Below are 17961 nucleotides of genomic sequence, written 5' to 3'. Positions count from 1 at the left end.
GACCAGCGCATCTTCTCCAGGCCGCCCTCGTACATGAGGTCCACGATCAGCTTGAGCTCGTGCAGGCACTCGAAGTACGCGATCTCCGGCTGGTAGCCGGCCTCGGTCAGCGTCTCGAAACCGGCCTTGACCAGCGCGGCCGTACCACCGCAGAGCACGGCCTGCTCACCGAACAGGTCGGTCTCGGTCTCCTCGGTGAAGGTCGTCTTGATGACGCCGGCGCGGGTGCCGCCGATGCCCTTGGCGTACGACAGCGCGAGCGCGAAGGCGTTGCCCGACGCGTCCTGCTCGACGGCCGCGATACACGGAACGCCGCGGCCCTCCTCGTACTGGCGACGGACGAGGTGGCCCGGGCCCTTCGGGGCGACCATGCAGACGTCGACGTTGGCCGGCGGCTTGATGAAGTCGAAGCGGATGTTCAGGCCGTGGCCGAAGAACAGCGCGTCGCCGTCGTTCAGGTTGTCCTTGATGGACTCCTCGTAGACCTGGGCCTGGATCGGGTCCGGGACCAGGATCATGATGACGTCGGCCTCGGCGGCGGCCTCGGACGGCGTCACCACGCGCAGGCCCTGCTCCTCGGCCTTGGCCTTGGACTTGGAGCCCTCGTGCAGACCGACACGCACGTCGACACCCGAGTCACGGAGCGACAGCGCGTGGGCGTGGCCCTGGCTGCCGTAACCGATGACCGCGACCTTGCGGCCCTGGATGATGGACAGGTCGGCGTCGGCGTCGTAGAACAGCTCGGCCACTTTGGGTTCTCTCCTTGGGTGCAGGTGTTGCGTCCCACCGTATGACGGCGGGATGGGATGAAGTCTCGGGGTCTCGGCATACGGGCGGCCGGAGCCGCCCGTAGCCGGTGTCAGGCGCTGCGGTCGAGGGCGCGCAGCGAGCGGTCCGTGATGGAGCGGGCGCCGCGGCCGATCGCGATGGTGCCGGACTGGACCAGCTCCTTGATGCCGAAGGGCTCCAGCATCTTCAGCATCGCGGACAGCTTGTCGCTGGAACCGGTGGCCTCGATGGTGACGGCCTCCGGGGAGACGTCCACGGTCTTGGCCCGGAACAGCTGGACGATCTCGACGATCTGGGAGCGCGTCTCGTTGTCGGCGCGCACCTTCACCAGAACGAGTTCGCGCTGAACCGCGGAACCCGGCTCCAGTTCGACGATCTTCAGGACGTTGACGAGCTTGTTGAGCTGCTTGGTCACCTGCTCCAGCGGCAGTTCGTCGACCACGCTGACCACGATCGTGATCCGGGAGATCTCGGGGTGCTCGGTGACACCGACCGCGAGCGAGTCGATGTTGAAGCCGCGGCGCGAGAACAGGGCGGCGATCCGGGCCAGGATGCCCGGGGTGTTCTCCACCAGGACGGAGAGCGTGTGCTTGGACATGATCTGCTTCCTTTACGGCTCTCAGTCGTCTTCGTTGTCGCCGAAGTCGGGGCGGACGTCCCGGGCGGCCATGATCTCGTCGTTGGAGGTGCCGGCGGCGACCATCGGCCACACCATCGCGTCCTCGTGGACGATGAAGTCCACGACGACCGGGCGGTCGTTGATGGAGTTGGCCTCCGCGATGACCTTGTCCAGGTCCTCCGGGCGCTCGCAGCGCAGACCCACGCAGCCCATCGCCTCGGACAGCTTCACGAAGTCCGGCACGCGCGTGCCCTTCGCGTCCGGGTTGATGTCCTCCGGGCCGCTGTGCAGCACGGTGTTGGAGTAGCGCTGGTTGTAGAAGAGGGTCTGCCACTGGCGGACCATCCCGAGGGCGCCGTTGTTGATGATGGCGACCTTGATGGGGATGTTGTTCAGGGCGCAGGTGGTCAGTTCCTGGTTGGTCATCTGGAAGCAGCCGTCGCCGTCGATCGCCCAGACGGTGTTGCCCGGCACGCCGGCCTTGGCGCCCATCGCGGCCGGGACCGCGTAGCCCATGGTTCCGGCGCCGCCGCTGTTCAGCCAAGTGGCGGGCTTCTCGTACTGGATGAAGTGCGCGGCCCACATCTGGTGCTGGCCGACGCCCGCCGCGAAGATCGTGCCCTCCGGGGCCAGCTGCCCGATCCGCTCGATGACCTGCTGCGGGGAGAGCGAGCCGTCGGCGGGCAGGTCGTAGCCGAGCGGGTAGGTCTCGCGCCAGCGGGACAGGTCCTTCCACCAGGCGCTGTAGTCGCCCTGGTGGCCCTCGCTGTGCTCCTTCTGGACGGCCTGGATCAGGTCCGCGATGACCTCGCGGGCGTCCCCGACGATCGGCACGTCGGCGGCGCGGTTCTTGCCGATCTCGGCCGGGTCGATGTCGGCGTGGACGATCTTGGCGTGCGGGGCGAAGCTGTCCAGCTTGCCGGTGACGCGGTCGTCGAAACGGGTACCGAGGGCGACGATCAGGTCGGCCTTCTGCAGCGCGGTGACGGCGGTGACCGAACCGTGCATGCCCGGCATTCCCACGTGCAGCGGGTGGCTGTCGGGGAACGCGCCGAGCCCCATCAGGGTGGTGGTGACGGGGGCTCCGGTGAGTTCGGCGAGGACCTTCAGCTCGGCGGTGGCGCCGGCCTTGAGGACACCGCCGCCGACGTAGAGGACGGGCCGCTTCGCCTGGGTGATCAGCTTGGCACCCTCACGGATCTGCTTGGCGTGCGGCTTGGTCACCGGGCGGTAGCCGGGCAGGTCCATGACGGGCGGCCAGGAGAAGGTGGTCTTCGTCTGGAGGATGTCCTTGGGGATGTCGACCAGGACCGGGCCGGGGCGGCCGGTGGACGCGATGTGGAACGCCTGCGCGATCACCCGGGGAATGTCCTCGGCCTTGGTGACCAGGAAGCTGTGCTTGGTGATCGGCATGGTGATGCCGACGATGTCCGCCTCCTGGAAGGCGTCCGTGCCGATGGCCGAGGACACCACCTGTCCGGTGATCGCGACCAGCGGCACCGAGTCCATCTGCGCGTCGGCGATCGGGGTGACCAGGTTGGTCGCGCCCGGTCCCGAGGTCGCCATGCAGACGCCGACCTTGCCTGTCGCCTGCGCGTAACCGGTGGCCGCGTGGCCCGCGCCCTGCTCGTGACGGACCAGGATGTGGCGCACCTTGGTGGAGTCCATCAGCGGGTCGTACGCCGGAAGGATCGTGCCACCGGGGATGCCGAATACCGTCTCGGCGCCGACCTCCTCGAGAGAGCGGATGAGGGACTGCGCGCCCGTGACGTGCTCGGGGGCGGACTGCTGTCCTCCGGATCGGGGCCGCGGCTGCGGATGGGCCCCGGTGGCCTGCTCGGTCATCGTCATTCTCTTCTCGATGCTGAGGGTGTGAAGCTGAGGTGGGGAGACTGGGCAACAAAAAACCCCTCGTGCCGTAAGGCAAGCGAGGGGAGCGCGCCGGGTGGGGATCGCTGAGCGGTCTGTGGCTCAGCGTCAGCCGACGCGCTTTCCAAGTACGAGAATTCGGGTGCGCATGAGACTGACCCTCCCCCCGGCACGCACTCACTGTCAAGTGGGTGGGACGGGAGTCTCATTATGTGAGCGGAGGGCCGTCCCACCACCGAGTACGGCGGTCATGCCTGCGCTGTACCCGCCCGTACCGCCGCCCACGAACGCGGGCTCCGCGGGGCCGTGCGGCACCGGGTAGCACCCCGAGGCCAGCGCCCTGCGCAGCCGGTACTCGTCCAGCGGCCCGGCGAACGCCATGCCCTGCCCGTGCGTGCAGCCCATCGCGCGCAGGGCGACGACCTGTTCGGGCAGGTCCACCCCGTCGGCCACGGACTGCAGCCCGAGGTCCCCGGCGATCCTGAGCAGCCCGCTGGTGATCTTGTGCAGGCGGGCGGACTCGACGACGCCCTCGACCAGGCTGCGGTCGAGCTTCAGCACGTCCACCGGGAGTTTGCGCAGCGCGGTGATCGCCGCGTAGCCGCTGCCGAAGCCGTCCAGGGCGATCCGGACGCCTACGCGCCGGAGCGCGGTCAGCCGGCGTTCCAGCTCGTCCAGCGAGACCCGGGGGTCGGTGTCGGAGAGCTCGATGACCAGGGAGCCGGACGGCAGTCCGTGCCGGGTCAGCAGTGCCTCGACGGACCCCAGGGGCAGCGAGCGGTCCAGGAGCCGCTGGGCGCCCATCCGGACCGCCACGGGCACGGTGAGCCCGTTCGCGGCCCGCTCGGCGGCCTGCTCCACGGCCTCCTCAAGGATCCAGCGGCCCAGCTCCTGCGTCTTGTCGCTGTCCTCGGCCACCCGCAGGAACTCGGCGGGCGTGAACAGCACTCCCTGGGAGGAGCGCCAGCGCGCCTGGGCCGAGACCGATGTGATCCGGCCGTCCTCCAGGCAGACGACGGGCTGGTGCAGCAGGGCGAACTCGCCGTCGTGCAGCGCGGCACGCAGACGCGTGGCCAGCTCCGCCTTGCGTACGACGTCCTGCTGCATCTGCGGCGCGTACAGCTCGACCCGGCCCTTGCCGCCCGCCTTGGCGCGGTACATCGCGAGGTCCGCGTTGCGCAGGATCTCGCCCGCTCCGAGGCCGGGCTCGGCGAAGGCGACCCCGATGGAGGCGGCGACCCGGACATCGTTGCCGTCGATGAGGTACGGCTGCGAGAGCGTGACCCTGAGGCGGTCGGCGAGCTCCAGGATGTTGCCCTCGCGGGCGGTGCGGTCACGGGTGCCGTCCCCGACGATCAGCGCGGCGAACTCGTCCCCGCCGAGCCGGGAGGCGGTGTCGCCGTACCGGACCGCGTCCTGCAGTCTGCGGGCGGCCTGGACCAGCAGCTCGTCCCCGGCCTGGTGCCCGATCGTGTCGTTGACGGCCTTGAAGCCGTCCAGGTCGATGAAGAGGACGGCCGTGCCGCGGTCGGAGGAACGGCGGCCGGACAGGGCCTGCTGGACGCGCCGGGTGAACAGGGCGCGGTTGGGCAGGTCGGTCAGCGGGTCGTGCTCGGCGTTGTGCTGGAGCTGTGCCTGCAGGCGCACTCTCTCGGTCACGTCCCGGCTGTTGAAGATGAGGCCGCCGTGGTGGCGGTTGATGGTGGACTCGACGTTGAGCCAGCCGCCGTCGCCGGACCGGAAGCGGCACTCGATGCGGGTGGTGGGTTCCTCCAGGGGGTTGGCGGCCAGGAAGCGCCGCACCTCGTGCACCACGCAGCCCAGGTCCTCCGGGTGGATCAGACCGGCCAGTTCCGTGCCCACGAGCTCCTCGGCGGGGCGTCCGTAGACACCGGCGGCGGCCGGGGAGACGTACCGGAGGATGCCGTTGGGCGCGGCGATCATGATGACGTCGCTGGAGCCCTGCACCAGGGAGCGGAAGTGGTTCTCCTTCTGCGCGAGTTCCTGGGTGAGGGTGATGTTGTCGAGCAGCATGATGCCCTGGCGCACCACGAGGGCGAGCACGACGGTGCCGCCGGTGAGCAGCACCACCCGGTCCACGCTGCGGCCGTTGAGGACGTTGTAGAGGATCCCCAGGGTGCAGACCGCGGCGGCGAGGTACGGCGTGAGGGCGGCCAGCGACCCGGTGATGGGCCGGGTGGCCGGATACCGGCCCTGTTCACCGCCCGGCGCTCCCTGCGCGGACGGGTGGTGCTGGATCCCGAACCGCTGCCTGGGCAGGTGTTCGCGCACCACGCGCGTGTGCCCGGCCGGCCGCTGCCGGTCGCCCTCGGGGTGCCGGGGCGCGGCCCAGGGGGCGTAGGCGAGGAGCAGGGAGCCGGCGAACCATCCCGCGTCCAGCAACTGGCCGGAGCGGTAGCTGTTGTGCAGCAGCGGCGAGGTGAACAGGGCGTCGCACATGACGGTCAGGGCGAGCGCGCCGATGGCGGTGTTCACCGCGGTGCGGTTGACCGCCGAGCGCCGGAAGTGCAGGGCGAGGACCATGCTGACGAGGGCGATGTCCAGCATCGGGTACGCCAGGGACAGCGCGGTGTGCGCGACGCTCGGCCCCTCGGACTTCGCCGCCTGGGCGAGGGCCAGGCTCCAGGAGAGCGTCAGCAGCGAGCCGCCGATCAGCCAGGAGTCGAGGCCTAGGCAGACCCAGCCCGCCTTGGTCACCGGCCGCTTGGCGAGGACCAGCAGACCCACGATGGCGGGCGGCGCGAAGCACAGGAAGAACAGGTCGGCGTAGCTGGGGTTGGGCACCTCCCGGCCCAGGACGACCTCGTACCACCCCCAGATCAGGTTGCCGAGGGAGGCCATCGTCGAGGACAGCGCGAAGAGCAGCCAGGCGGGTCGAAAGCGGACCCGGCGGTTACGGGCGTAGACGAAGCACGACACGGCGGCGGCGGCCGCCGCGGCGCTCAGGCCGAAGTCGCCCATGACCAGGGCCACTTCGCGCGAGCCCCAGCCGAGCGCGGAGCCGATGGCGTAGCCCGCGCACACCAGGGCGAGCAGGAGCTGGTGGACCAGGCTCGACCCGCGGCGGGAGACCGGCGGCCGGGAGGGCAGCGCCCCTCGCGCGGGCCGGGCCCGCAGCGCTCCGTCGAGGGTGGTCGTGGGAGACGGGGGCGAGGTCACCGGGCCCTCCCGGTCCGCGCCGCTCCGGGGTCCCGGGGGTCCGGGTGCGCCGGGTGCGCATGCCTCCTGCGGCTGCTGTGCCTGCGGTGATGGCTGTGGTGACCGCCGTGACCGGCGTGGTGGCCGCGTCTGCGCGCGGCCGTGTGCCAGGGTCGGAGCCGGCGGCCCCGCCGCGTCGGATGGTTGGTCCATAGGCCGTGCATCGCCCGTCGCCCCCCTCACAGTCTGCAATGTCCATCCCCGGCGCCGAACGGTGCGCGGCGCAGCCCCTGTCGGGACGATACACCAGTCTCGTCACTCAGGGACATAGTTCCTCTACGCTCCGTGACGACCAGCGGCGATGCGGGCACGGACCGCGTCCGAAAGGTTGCGGAGGGTACCGGAAACGGATTACACGCCCGTTGCGCGCCCGCGCCCGCCGGTGCGCTGCGTACCCGTCACGCGCCGTCGGACCCCGTCGTAAGGATCACGTTGCGCAGGGGCTCCTGGTTCACATAACGGTTCAACTGGTCCGCCAACAGGCGTTTGGCGCGCGGCAGGAACGCGGACGTGGGTCCCCCGACATGGGGACTGACGAGTACGCCCGGCGCCTGCCACAAGGGGTGGCCCGGGGGCAGCGGCTCGGGGTCGGTGACGTCGAGGGCGGCGGTGATGCGGCCGCTCTCCAGCTCGGCGAGCAGCGCCTTGGTGTCGACGACCGGGCCGCGGGCGACGTTCACGAGAAGTGCGCCGTCCTTCATACGGGCAAGGAACTCGGCGTCGGCCAGATGACGCGTGGTCTCGTCGAGGGGCGTGGACAGGATGACGACGTCCGCCTCGGGGAGCAGGGCGGGCAGTTCGGCGAGCGGGTGCACGGGGCCGCGCTCCGTGGTGCGCGCGGAGCGCGCGACGCGCGCCACCCGCGCGACCTCGAACGGCACGAGCCGGTCCTCGATGGCGGAGCCGATCGAGCCGTAACCGACGATGAGGACGCTCTTGTCGGCGAGCGCGGGCCGGAACCCGCCGCGCCACTCCCCCTTGTCCTGGGCGCGCACGAAGTCGGGGATGCCGCGCAGCGAGGCGAGGATCAGGGTGAGCGTGAGTTCGGCGGTGCTCGCCTCGTGCACACCGCGCGCGTTGCACAACCGCACACCGGGACGCAGGTGCTTCAGGCCAGGGGTCACGTTGTCGACGCCCGCCGACAGCGTCTGCACGACCTCGACGGAACTCAGGTGGGGCATCGGACGCAGGACGACGTCCAGGGGCTTCATGTAGGGGACGACGTAGTAGGCGCAGTCGGCCGGGTCGGCCGGGAAGTCCTCCTGGCCGTTCCAGAAGCGGTAGTCGGGGCCCTCGGGGAGCCCCTCGATGTCGTCGGGCGGGATCGGCAGCCACACGTCAGCACTCATGCTCCGGAGGCTATGTCAGGCGCCCGCAGGCCCAGAGGTTAGGTTGGGGGCCGGAAGAGGGAGGGTCACGAGCAGGTGGAGCGCAGGACGATCGGCGCGGCGGCGCTCGCGGTGGGAGCCGTCGGACTCGGGTGCATGCCGATGAGCTGGGCCTACAGCGGGTCGCGGCAGCGGGGCGACGAGTCGGTCCGGGCCGTGCACCGGGCGCTGGATCTGGGCTCGACACTGCTGGACACGGCCGACATGTACGGCCCGTTCACCAACGAGCTGTTGCTGGGGCGGGTGTTGAAGGAACGGCGCCAGGACGCGTTCGTGTCGACCAAGGTCGGACTGCTGGTGGGCGAGCAGCACATCGTGGCCAACGGCCGCCCCGGCTATGTGAGAAGGGCCTGCGACGCCTCCCTGCGGCGGCTCCAGACCGATGTGATCGACCTCTACCAACTGCACCGCGAGGACCCCGAGGTCCCGGTCGAGGAGACCTGGGGTGCGATGGCGGAACTCGTACAGGCCGGGAAGGTACGGTCGTTGGGGCTCTGCGCGATGGGGGCGCGGGGCGGGCGCCGCTCCGGAACGCACCTGTACGACGGCACGATCCGGCAGTTGCGGCGCATCCAGCAGGTCTTCCCGGTGAGCGCGGTGGAGGCGGAGCTGTCGGTGTGGTCGCCGGAGGCTCTGGAGACCCTGGTGCCGTGGTGCGCGGAGCGCGGGATCGGCTTCCTCGCGGCGATGCCCCTCGGCAACGGCTTCCTGACCGGCACCCTGACCCCGGGCGAGGGCTTCGAACCGGACGACGTCCGCGCCCGCCACCCCCGCTTCACGGCCGAGATGATGGCCGCGAACCAGCCGATCGTCTCCGGTCTGCGCCGCATCGCGGCCCGGCACGGCGAGGGGGTGACCCCGGCCCAGGTGGCACTGGCGTGGGTCCTGGCACAGGGCCGCCACGTGGTCCCGGTACCGGGCACCAAGCAGGAGCGCTGGACGACGGAGAACGCGAGGGCGGCCGCACTCCGGCTGACGGCCCAGGACCTCACGGAGGTGGGGGCACTTCCACCGGCGCAGGGGTCGTGGGACTAGCGGGTCCAGGCGGGTGCGGATCGGGGCGGACGGCGAGGTGTGCGCATCGGGGTCCGGAGATCGGGAACCTGGGAGGCGCGAGCGGTGTATGACAGGTAGAACCCGCCGCTTCGAAGGGACCATGATCGTGCATCGTCGAGCTGTGACGGCCGTGCTGGCCGCGACCACGCTCCTGCTGACGGCCGGCTGCTCCTCCGACGGCGGAGGGGGCGGCGGTGACGCGACGGGCGGCGACCGCGCCTCTTCGGGCAGTACGGCCGCGGGCTCCTCCCCCACCCGGCAGGCGGCGGAGGCGACCCCGCCGGCGAAGGGCTCGGTGAAGGTGGTGCGCACGGTCGCCGAGGGACTCAAGACCCCCTGGGGCCTCGCCCCGCTCCCGGACGGCGACCTGCTCGTCTCCTCACGGGACGAGGGCACGATCACCCGGGTCGACGGGCAGTCGGGCAGGAAGACGGAGCTGGGCCGGGTCTCCGGGGTGTCCGCGGCCGGTGAGGGCGGTCTGCTGGGCATCGCCCTGTCCCCGGACTACGCCTCGGACCACATGGTCTACGCCTACTTCACCTCCGACTCGGACAACCGCGTGGTCAGGATGGTGTACGACGAGCAGAAGGCGTCCGGTGAACAGTTGGGCGCCCCCGACACCGTCTTCAAGGGCATCCCGAAGGGCTTCATCCACAACGGCGGCCGGATCGCGTTCGGCCCGGACGGCATGCTGTACGCGGGCACCGGTGAGAGCGGCAACACCGGCCTGTCCCAGGACCGCGGGTCCCTGGGCGGCAAGATCCTGCGCCTGACCCCGGAGGGCGACCCGGCCCCGGGCAACCCCTTCCCGGACTCGCCCGTGTACTCCTACGGCCACCGCAATGTGCAGGGTCTCGCCTGGGACTCCAAGCAGCGGTTGTTCGCCTCGGAGTTCGGCCAGGACACCTGGGACGAGCTGAACGCGATCAAGCCGGGCGACAACTACGGCTGGCCCACGGCCGAGGGCAAGTCCGACGACAGCAAGTTCCACAACCCGGTGACCCAGTGGCACACCGACGACGCCTCCCCCAGCGGTGTCGCCTACGCCGAGGGCTCGGTCTGGATGGCCGGTCTCAAGGGCCGGCGCCTGTGGCGCGTCCCGTTGGAGGGCACAGCGGCCTCGGCTGCCCCGCAGGCCTTCCTGGAGGGTGAGTACGGTCGGCTGCGCACGGTGGTCTCCGCGGGCGGGGACAAGCTGTGGCTCGTCACCAGCAACACCGACGGCCGCGGCAGCCCTAAGGCGGGGGACGACAGGATCCTGGAGATACAGGTCAGCTAGCCGGTTGCTCGTCCGGATCCCGGTCCGTGCCCGGGGCCTCGCCCTCGTCCGGCTCGGGCCTGCGGACGACGACCTTCCCGGACGTGAGGTCTATCGGCCCGCGTCCGGGGTCGCCGTCGCCGACGTCCTCGCGGGTCAGCTCCAGCCGGTTCTGTTCGTCCCGGGTGTGCTTCCGGCCAGGCGCGAACAGTTCCTCGAACATGTTGAACATGCAGCCTCCCCGGCCGGTCCCCTCCACCGTACGCCTCACTCGGCGATCGGCGCCCGGAGAGCCTCCGCCGGGAAGAGCCCGAGCCGGTGCGCCACCGCCGCCGCTTCTCCCCGTCCGGAGACGCCGAGCTTGGCGAGGATGTTGGACACGTGGACGCTGGCCGTCTTCGGGGAGATGAAGAGTTCCTCCGCGATCTGGCGGTTGGTGCGGCCCAGCGCGACCAGGCGCAGGACGTCGCGTTCGCGGCCGGTGAGGCCGAGGGAGCGGACCGGGTCGACGCGGTCGGGCACCGGGGCCGCGGTCAGGGTGAGGCGGGCGCGCCGGGCGAGCAGCAGGACCGCGTCGGCGAGCGGCCGGGCGCCGAGGTGGTCGGCGGCGGCATGGGCGAGGCGGAGCAGTTCGGTGGCCCGCTCGCGTTCGGGCTGCTCGGTGCCGCCGGGGGCGGACAGGAGGGCCGCGGCGAGCCGGTGGCGGACGCGGGCGAGGTCGTAGGGGCGTTCCAGGGGCTCGACGGCGCTGAGGGCCTCGTACCAGTGGTCCGGGGTGTCGGCGCACTCGGCGCGCAGCAGTTCGGCGCGGAGCCAGCGGTCGTGGGCCAGCCAGACGGGCGCATGGGTGGCGAGGGGCCTGGCGGCCTCCCGGATGCGGTGGAGGATCTTCGAACGGCCCTGTTCGGCGACGGGCAGGCCGAGGCTGTCGGCCTCCATGGTGGCCGCGGTGAGCAGCAGGGGCCAGGCGTAGCGCTGGGTGCCGGGCGGGAAGCCGGAGTCCAGGACGCGTTCCAGTTCGGCGCGGGCGTCCAGGAGGCGGCCTTCGCCGGCGGCGACTGCGATGGTGATGTCGGCGAGGGGGAGTTCATGCTGGGGAGCCTGGTCGTGGGAGCCGAAGTAGCCGCGCGCGGCGTCCAGTTGACGTGCGGCTTCGGTGAGGTTGCCGCGGGAGAGGGCGAGCGCCGCCCGGTTCACGGCGTGGAAGGCGCGGGGCTTGGCGCTCTGACCGACGAGTTCGGCCCGGGTGGCGGCTTCCGCGGCCTGGTCCCAGCGGCCCAGGGAGAAGAGGGACTCGGCGAGGTTGCCCCAGATCCAGGCTTCCTTGTCGGACAGGCCGAACTGCCGGGCGTAGCCGATCCCTTCTTCCAGGATCGGCACGGCTTCCCGGGACCGTCCGATGGCTTCGAGGGCGCTGGGCAGATTGACGTAGACCCGGCTGGCGACGGCGGAGGTGCCGTCGTCGAGAGCTTGCCGCAGGATCGCGAACATCTCGGCCAGCCCGGTCTCGACACCACCGGACTCGACGGCGAGGCCCGCGTGGGTGAGTCGCGCGTTCATCTCGATCTCGCGTGCGTCGACCATGCGGGCGTACTCCACGGCGCGCTCGGCGGCCAGGATGGCCTCCGGTCCCGGGATGTGGATCATGGACCAGTGGGCGACGTTGGCGAGGACCTCGGCGTGCACCTCGGACGGCGGCAGGCCGCGGACCAGGTCCTCGGCGGTGGCCAGTTCGGCCCAGCCGTCGCCGCGGGCCAGTCCCTGGACGAGATGGGAGCGCTGGACCCAGAACCAGGCGGCGCGCAGCGGGTCGCCGTCGTCCTCCAGGAGGTTCAGCGCCCGCTTGGTGATCTTCAGGGCGCGTTCGCGTTCGCCGCCCAGCCGGCCGGCGACGGCGGCCTCGGCCATCAGGTCGAGGTAGCGCAGCGGAGTGGTGGCGGGGTCGCAGCCGCAGGGAGGGTAGACCTCGGTGTAGTCGACGGGGCGCAGGGCGGCCCGGACGTCCTCGGGGGTGGAGTCCCACAGCTCCATCGCGCGTTCCAGGAGCCGGAGCTGTTCGGAGTAGGCGTGCCGGCGGCGGGCGGTGACGGAGGCGTCCAGGACGGCGGGCAGCGCCTTGGCGGCGTCGTGGGCGTGGTACCAGTAGCTGGCCAGCCGCATGACCCGCTCGTCGGCGGGGACGAGCGTGGGGTCGGCCTCCAGGGCTTCGGCGTAGCGGCGGTTGAGGCGGGAGCGTTCGCCGGGCAGCAGGTCGTCGGCGACGGCCTCGCGGACCAGGGAGTGCCGGAAGCGGTAGCCGTCGCCGTCGGGTGCCGGGATGAGGATGTTGGCGTTGACGGCGACCCGCAGCGCCTCGATGAGGTCGTCCTCGGCGAGCCGGGTGACGGCGGCGAGGAGCCGGTACTCCACGGTGGAGCCGCCCTCGGCGGCGACCCGGGCGACCCGCTGGGTGCTCTCGGGCAGCCCCTCGACGCGCACCAGGAGCAGGTCCCGCAGCGAGTCGGTGAGCCCCGGGCCGCAGCCCTCGGTGGCGCAGACGGCGAGTTCCTCGACGAAGAAGGCGTTGCCGTCGGAGCGTTCGAAGATCTCGTCGACCTGGGCGGGGTGGGGCTCGGTGGCGAGGATCCCGGCTATCTGGCGGCTCACCTCGTCCCGGTTGAAGCGGCCGAGTTCGATGCGGCGGACCGTGCGCAGCCGGTCGAGTTCGGCGAGCAGGGGGCGCAGCGGGTGGCGGCGGTGGATGTCGTCGGCGCGGTAGGTGGCGAGGACGACCAGGCGGCCGGTGCGCAGGGTGCGGAAGAGGTAGGCCAGGAGGTGGCGGGTGGAGGCGTCGGCCCAGTGCAGGTCCTCCAGGGCGACGACGACGGTGCGTTCGGCGGCGACGCGTTCCAGGAGGCGGGCGGTGAGTTCGAAGAGGCGGGCCATGCTCTCCTCGTCGTGGCGGCCGGTGCCGCGGGCGGGGATCGCCTCGCCGACCTCGGGCAGCAGCCGGGCCAGTTCCTCCTCCTGGCCCGCGGCCGCGGCGGCCAGTTCCTCGGGCAGGGCGCGGCGCAGGGCGCGCAGGGCGGTGGAGAAGGGGGCGAAGGGCAGTCCGTCGGCGCCGATCTCCACGCAGCCGCCGAGGGCGACGACCGCGCCCTGCCGGCAGGCGGCGGTGGCGAACTCCTCGACGAGCCGGGTCTTGCCGACGCCGGCCTCGCCGCCGAGCAGCAACGCCTGCGGCTCTCCCGCGGCGGCGCGGGAGAGCGCTTCGTTCAGGCTGTTCAGTTCTTCGGTGCGGCCGACGAACACGGGACTGACGGACCTGGTCTCCACGGGCCCGAGCATGGCACGCGGGTCCGACACCGCGTCACCCGTTTTCGGGGCGGGCCCGGTCTCCCGGCCGGTCCCGATCGCAGGGAGGACGGCCGTGGCGGTGGCCGCGGGGACGGGCAGTGCCGTGCGGCCGTCCTCCCTCCCCCCGGCGCTCACGCCGTGCGGAGGAACCGGTGCCGCCGGGGGCGGCCGGTATGCGAATCGGCCTCCGCGGTGCGTTCGGCGGCTTCGCGGCGGGCGGCGCGGCGGCCGCGCAGGGTCTCGCGGACGAGCCGCTCGTGCTCGGCCTGGCGGAGGAGTTCGGCGGAACGGTACTGGGAGAGCTCGTACTCGGCATACATGGCGTGGTCCTTGTCGGAGTCGGTTTCGGGCTTCGCTTTCTGCGATGCCTCCACCTTCGTCTCCGAGGGGGTCCGCCACATCGGGAGAGTTCCGCATCTTCGGGGGCCGCGGGGGCCTTAGACGCGCGAGAGGGGCCTCAGGAGCTCCGTAAGGTACCTACGGATGCTCTGAGACCCCTCGTGACCTGCGGTTCTTCAGCTCGCGGAGGGCAGGCCCACCAGCAGGCCGGTGTACTTGAGCACGGCCAGGAGCAAACCGATGACCCCGAGCGCGACACCGCCCCAGGCGACGGACTTGATCCACCCCGCCTGCGGCCTGCCGGGGGCGCCGAAGGCGGGCCGGGCCAGCACCGCGACACCGACGACCAGGGCGAACAGCGCGAAGACGCCGCCCCACAGCGCGGTGGTCTGCCAGGCGTCGCCGTAGACCTCCTTGACCTGCTTGGCGACGCTCGCGCTGGACGAGGTCTCCAGCTGGCCGACGAGGGTCTCGCGGGCCGCGGCCACCGTGCCGATCCAGCTCCCGGTGAGCGAGACCAGGCCGAGCGCGGCGGACACGACGGCACCCGCGCCCTGGCCGACGCCGGTGGGGCCCTCCTTCCGGGTGGCCTCGACGGGCTCGTCGTCGATCCCCTCGGCCGCGACGGCCTCCGTCTCCGTCACCTCGTCGGTCGTGGCGACGCTCACCTTCTGCTCGTCGGTCGTGGCCTCGGCGCCGGTTTCGTCAGCAGTCTTCGTTCCCATGTCGGGCACCGTACGGATCCTGTCTGAGAGGGTTCTTAATGATCGTTCCGGGCTGCACGCGCGCGTGCCGCACGCCACTCGGGGGCGAGAACCGACCACACCTCGAGGTCGTGCCGTACGCCACGATAGGGGTGGGCCTGGCGGCGGACCCCGTCGCGGGTCATTCCCAGGCGCCGGGCGACGTTGAGGCTGGCCGTGTTCCCTGCCGCGGCGACCCATTCGATCCGGTGGATCCCGCGTTCCTCGACCACCCAGTCGATCAGCACCCGCATGGCCCGGGTGATCAGTCCGCGGCCGGTCGCGGCGGGCTCCAGCCAGCAGCCGACCTCGCAGTTGCCCTGCTCGGCGTCGAAGTTCAGGGTGAGCACCCCGCCGACGAGCTTTCCGTCCAGCCAGATGCCGTGGTAGCCGCCGGTGTCGTCGGCGCGCATCCGCGCGTACCGCTGGAGTGTCTCGCGCGCGGAGGCCACGTCGACGGCCTGGGAGCCGAAGGGGATGAACTGCCCGATGAACTCGCGGCCCCGCTCCAGGTTGGCGAGGAACTCCTCCGCGTGCCACGGCTCCAGGGGCCGCAGTTCCGCCCCGTCGTCACCCAGCGATATCGCGTACATCCCCGTCCCGCTCCTTCTCCAGTTGCTCCACGACCGCGTCCAGCCTTTCATGCGCGGCGCGGCACTCGGGCGGTTCGATGCTGATGCGGGGCATGCGGCGGTCCAGCCAGCCGGGCAGCCACCAGTTGGCGCCGCCGAGCAGGTGCATGAGGGCGGGGACGAGGAGCGTGCGGAGGACGAAGGCGTCGAGGGCCACGGCGGCGGCGAGCGCGATGCCGAACATGGCGATCACGCGGTCGCCGCTGAGGACGAAGGCGAGGAAGACGGAGATCATGATGACCGCGGCGGAGTTGATCACCCGGCTGGTCTCGGCGAGGCCGACACGCACGGCCCGCCGGTTGTCGCCGGTCTCCAGCCACTCCTCGTACATCCGGCTGACCAGGAAGACCTGGTAGTCCATGGAGAGCCCGAAGAGGACCGAGACCATGATCACGGGCAGGAAGGGCTCGATGGGCCCGGCGCGGCCCAGCCCCAGCAGTTCGCTCCCCCAGCCCCACTGGAAGATCGCCACGACCACCCCGAAGGCGGCGGCGACGGCGGCGACGTTCATCGCGGCGGCCTTCAGCGGGATGCCGACGGAGCGGAAGGCGAGCAGGAGCAGCAGACAGCCCAGGCCGATGACGACGCCGACGAACAGGGGCAGCTTGCCGACGATGACATCGGCGAAGTCGTCGTACGAGGCGGTCATCCCGCCGACGTGGATGTCGAGGGAGGTGCCGGTCTCGGCGCGCGGCAGCACCTCGGTGCGCAGCCGGTCCACGAGGTCGCTGGTCTGCCGGGACTGCGGGGCGGAGTCGGGGACGATCGTGAAGTAGGCGAGGTCGCCGCCGGCGTCGTAGCTGACCGGGCTGGTGGACGCGATGCCCTCGGTGGTGCGCAGGGTGGCGTCGAGGTTGTCGAGGCGGAGTCTGTCCTCGGCGCCCGCGACGGGGGTCACCAGGGTCAGCGGACCGTTGACGCCGGGGCCGAAGCCCTCGGCGAGGAGGTCGTAGGCCTGCCGGGTGGTCGAGGACCTCGGGTCGTTGCCCTGGTCGGAGGTGCCGAGCCGGAGGCCGAGCGTGGGCAGGGCGAGGACGGTGACAACCAGCAGGGCGATCCCGCCGAGCAGCTTGGGGTGCCGTTCCACGAACGCGGACCAGCGGTGGGCGAACCCGGTCGGCAGTTCCGGCTCGGGCCCGTGCTCGGCGAGCCGGCGCCGCTCGCGCCGGCTCAGGGCGCGCATGCCGATGAGGGAAAGGAGGGCGGGCAGCAGGGTCACGGACGCGGCGACCGTGAGGACGACGGTCAGGGAGGCGGCGATCGCGACGCCGTTGAGGAAGCCGAGCCGCAGGATCAGCATGCCCAGCAGGGCGATGCAAACGGTGGCACCCGCGAAGACGACCGCGCGCCCGGTGGTGGTGACGGCGTTCTCGACGGACTCGGCGACGCCCAGCCCGCGTTTGAGGCCGCGCCGGTGTCTGGTGACGATGAAGAGCGCGTAGTCGATGCCGACGCCGAGTCCGATCAGCATGCCGAGCATGGGCGCGAAGTCGGCGACGGTCATGGTGTGCCCGAGCAGCACGATGCCCGCCCAGGCGGTGCCCACGCCGACCAGGGCGGTGGCGATGGGCAGCAGCGAGGCGGCGAGCGAACCGAAGGCCAGGAACAGCACGACGGCGGCCACGAGGACCCCGACGACCTCGGCGACGTGCCCGCCCGAGGGTTCGGTGAGGGCGATGGCGCTGCCGCCCAGCTCCACCTGGAGCCCGTCGGCCTCCGCGGCCTTGGCGGTCTTCACGACGGCCCTGGCCTCGGAGGCGTGGATGTCCTCGGCCGAGTCGGCGAAGGTGACGGTGGCGTACGCGGTGTGCCCGTCGGCGCTGACCCGGCCGGCGCCCGCGTCGTCGTACGGGCTGACCACGGCGCTCACCCCGGGCAGGTCCGCGATCTCGCCCAGGGCGGTGGTCATCGTCTGCTCGACGTCGGCGTCCCGGACGGAGCCCGAGGTGACGTGCCAGACGACCGTGTCGCTGTCGCCGCCGAGGTCGGGGAAGCCGTGTTCGAGCAGCTGGGTGGCGCGGCCCGACTCGGTGCCCGGGACCTCGTAGTCGTTCGAGTACGCGGACCCGGCGACGGCGGCACCCGCGCTGACCCCGCCGAGGGCGAGGAGCCACAGGAGGACGACGACCAGGCGTCGTCGGACACACCAGCGTGCGAGGGCTGCCACGAACGTGCTCCCAGGGTGGTGAATTGTGGATCTTTGACCGGGAACAGTCGTTCATGAGGTGAACCGCCCGCAAAGAACGCATGAGCAATGCCTGGACCACTCTTGCAGGCAAAAGTGATCGTTTACCGCCATCGTGCGCTTATTCACAGGAGTGGGAGACAGATCACAGGACAGTAACGTTCACTCTGTCACGTCAGTCGAACTGGTCGCCCAGCGCCATCACCATGACGCCGACGATCAGCAGCCACAGGGCTCTGCGGGTGCGTCCCCGGGAGCCCAGGACCGCGGCGAGCGCGCACACCGCGGCACCGAAGGCGTAGGCCGCGGGCACCAGCGCGGGGGCGGTGCCGGCCGCGCGGAGCGCCGCCGCGGCCAGCCCGGCGAGGGCCAGCAGGGCGCCGGTGCCGGAGGCCGTCCAGCGGGCCCGCCGGGCGTCCAGCGCCTGGCTGTCGTACTCCTCCTGTATGTCGGACGGCTCGGAATTCAGAGGACCGTTCATGGCGGGCGAGCGTAGCGTGTTCGGCTGAGAGAACCCGGGCCCGTCCG

The 17961-nt window shown here is 71.6% G+C and carries 14 protein-coding genes; 2 read left to right on the top strand and 12 right to left on the bottom strand.

Annotated features, from left to right (window positions below):
* The 5 genes from ilvC to AOJ26_RS14590 all read right to left on the bottom strand — a co-directional run.
* Positions 1–749 (bottom strand): ketol-acid reductoisomerase (gene ilvC, locus AOJ26_RS14610; protein WP_053848700.1); only part of this gene is annotated, 749 nt, incomplete at its 3' end.
* A 110-nt stretch (positions 750–859) separates the two neighbouring features.
* Positions 860–1387, bottom strand: a complete 528-nt coding sequence (gene ilvN / locus AOJ26_RS14605) for an acetolactate synthase small subunit (RefSeq protein WP_037712203.1) — start codon at positions 1385–1387, stop codon at positions 860–862.
* A gap of 21 nt (positions 1388–1408) precedes the next feature.
* Positions 1409–3253, bottom strand: a complete 1845-nt coding sequence (locus AOJ26_RS14600; protein WP_086723922.1) for an acetolactate synthase large subunit — start codon at positions 3251–3253, stop codon at positions 1409–1411.
* A gap of 207 nt (positions 3254–3460) precedes the next feature.
* Positions 3461–6457, bottom strand: a complete 2997-nt coding sequence (locus tag AOJ26_RS14595; protein WP_053848698.1) for a putative bifunctional diguanylate cyclase/phosphodiesterase — start codon at positions 6455–6457, stop codon at positions 3461–3463.
* A 437-nt stretch (positions 6458–6894) separates the two neighbouring features.
* Positions 6895–7845, bottom strand: coding sequence for a 2-hydroxyacid dehydrogenase (locus AOJ26_RS14590; protein WP_078959893.1), 951 nt, complete (start codon positions 7843–7845; stop codon positions 6895–6897).
* A 75-nt stretch (positions 7846–7920) separates the two neighbouring features.
* Here AOJ26_RS14590 and AOJ26_RS14585 point away from each other — a divergent pair, with 75 nt between their 5' ends.
* A complete protein-coding gene (locus tag AOJ26_RS14585; protein WP_053848696.1) occupies positions 7921–8919 on the top strand; it encodes an aldo/keto reductase in 999 nt (332 codons plus the stop codon).
* Between the two features lie 121 nt (positions 8920–9040).
* A complete protein-coding gene (locus AOJ26_RS14580; protein ID WP_053848695.1) occupies positions 9041–10219 on the top strand; it encodes a PQQ-dependent sugar dehydrogenase in 1179 nt (392 codons plus the stop codon).
* Here the strand turns inward: AOJ26_RS14580 and AOJ26_RS14575 are convergent.
* The 7 genes from AOJ26_RS14575 to AOJ26_RS14545 all read right to left on the bottom strand — a co-directional run bounded on the left by AOJ26_RS14575 (position 10212) and on the right by AOJ26_RS14545 (position 17914).
* Positions 10212–10430, bottom strand: a complete 219-nt coding sequence (locus AOJ26_RS14575; protein WP_053848694.1) for a DUF6191 domain-containing protein — start codon at positions 10428–10430, stop codon at positions 10212–10214. The genes AOJ26_RS14580 and AOJ26_RS14575 overlap by 8 nt on opposite strands.
* A gap of 35 nt (positions 10431–10465) precedes the next feature.
* A complete protein-coding gene (locus tag AOJ26_RS14570; RefSeq protein ID WP_053848702.1) occupies positions 10466–13525 on the bottom strand; it encodes a helix-turn-helix transcriptional regulator in 3060 nt (1019 codons plus the stop codon).
* A 140-nt stretch (positions 13526–13665) separates the two neighbouring features.
* Positions 13666–13854, bottom strand: coding sequence for a hypothetical protein (locus AOJ26_RS14565; protein WP_053848701.1), 189 nt, complete (start codon positions 13852–13854; stop codon positions 13666–13668).
* Between the two features lie 195 nt (positions 13855–14049).
* Positions 14050–14598: a hypothetical protein gene (locus tag AOJ26_RS14560; RefSeq protein WP_053848693.1), complete on the bottom strand. Its 549-nt coding sequence runs from the start codon at positions 14596–14598 to the stop codon at positions 14050–14052.
* Positions 14599–14633: 35 nt separating this feature from the next.
* Positions 14634–15209: a GNAT family N-acetyltransferase gene (locus AOJ26_RS14555; RefSeq protein ID WP_053848692.1), complete on the bottom strand. Its 576-nt coding sequence runs from the start codon at positions 15207–15209 to the stop codon at positions 14634–14636.
* The gene (locus tag AOJ26_RS14550; RefSeq protein ID WP_053848691.1) at positions 15187–17415 is read right to left on the bottom strand and encodes an MMPL family transporter; all 2229 of its coding nucleotides are present in this window, start codon (positions 17413–17415) and stop codon (positions 15187–15189) included. The genes AOJ26_RS14555 and AOJ26_RS14550 overlap by 23 nt, the downstream gene beginning before the upstream one ends.
* A gap of 193 nt (positions 17416–17608) precedes the next feature.
* Positions 17609–17914, bottom strand: coding sequence for a hypothetical protein (locus AOJ26_RS14545; protein WP_053848690.1), 306 nt, complete (start codon positions 17912–17914; stop codon positions 17609–17611).
* Between the last annotated feature and the right edge of the window lie 47 nt (positions 17915–17961).

Source organism: Streptomyces sp. NRRL B-24085, from assembly GCF_001282115.1.
Taxonomy (GTDB): domain Bacteria; phylum Actinomycetota; class Actinomycetes; order Streptomycetales; family Streptomycetaceae; genus Streptomyces.
This window is presented reverse-complemented; position numbering and strand designations above follow the sequence as displayed.

Excerpts from the sequence above, each read along its gene's own strand:
- ilvN (WP_037712203.1), bottom strand. The coding sequence starts at position 1,387 with ATGTCCAAGCACACGCTCTCCGTCCTGGTGGAGAACACCCCGGGCATC.
- AOJ26_RS14600 (WP_086723922.1), bottom strand. The coding sequence starts at position 3,253 with ATGACCGAGCAGGCCACCGGGGCCCATCCGCAGCCGCGGCCCCGATCC.
- AOJ26_RS14590 (WP_078959893.1), bottom strand. The coding sequence starts at position 7,845 with ATGAGTGCTGACGTGTGGCTGCCGATCCCGCCCGACGACATCGAGGGG.
- AOJ26_RS14580 (WP_053848695.1), top strand. The coding sequence starts at position 9,041 with ATGATCGTGCATCGTCGAGCTGTGACGGCCGTGCTGGCCGCGACCACG.
- AOJ26_RS14575 (WP_053848694.1), bottom strand. The coding sequence starts at position 10,430 with ATGTTCAACATGTTCGAGGAACTGTTCGCGCCTGGCCGGAAGCACACC.
- AOJ26_RS14570 (WP_053848702.1), bottom strand. The coding sequence starts at position 13,525 with ATGCTCGGGCCCGTGGAGACCAGGTCCGTCAGTCCCGTGTTCGTCGGC.
- AOJ26_RS14565 (WP_053848701.1), bottom strand. The coding sequence starts at position 13,854 with ATGTATGCCGAGTACGAGCTCTCCCAGTACCGTTCCGCCGAACTCCTC.
- AOJ26_RS14560 (WP_053848693.1), bottom strand. The coding sequence starts at position 14,598 with ATGGGAACGAAGACTGCTGACGAAACCGGCGCCGAGGCCACGACCGAC.
- AOJ26_RS14555 (WP_053848692.1), bottom strand. The coding sequence starts at position 15,209 with ATGTACGCGATATCGCTGGGTGACGACGGGGCGGAACTGCGGCCCCTG.
- AOJ26_RS14545 (WP_053848690.1), bottom strand. The coding sequence starts at position 17,914 with ATGAACGGTCCTCTGAATTCCGAGCCGTCCGACATACAGGAGGAGTAC.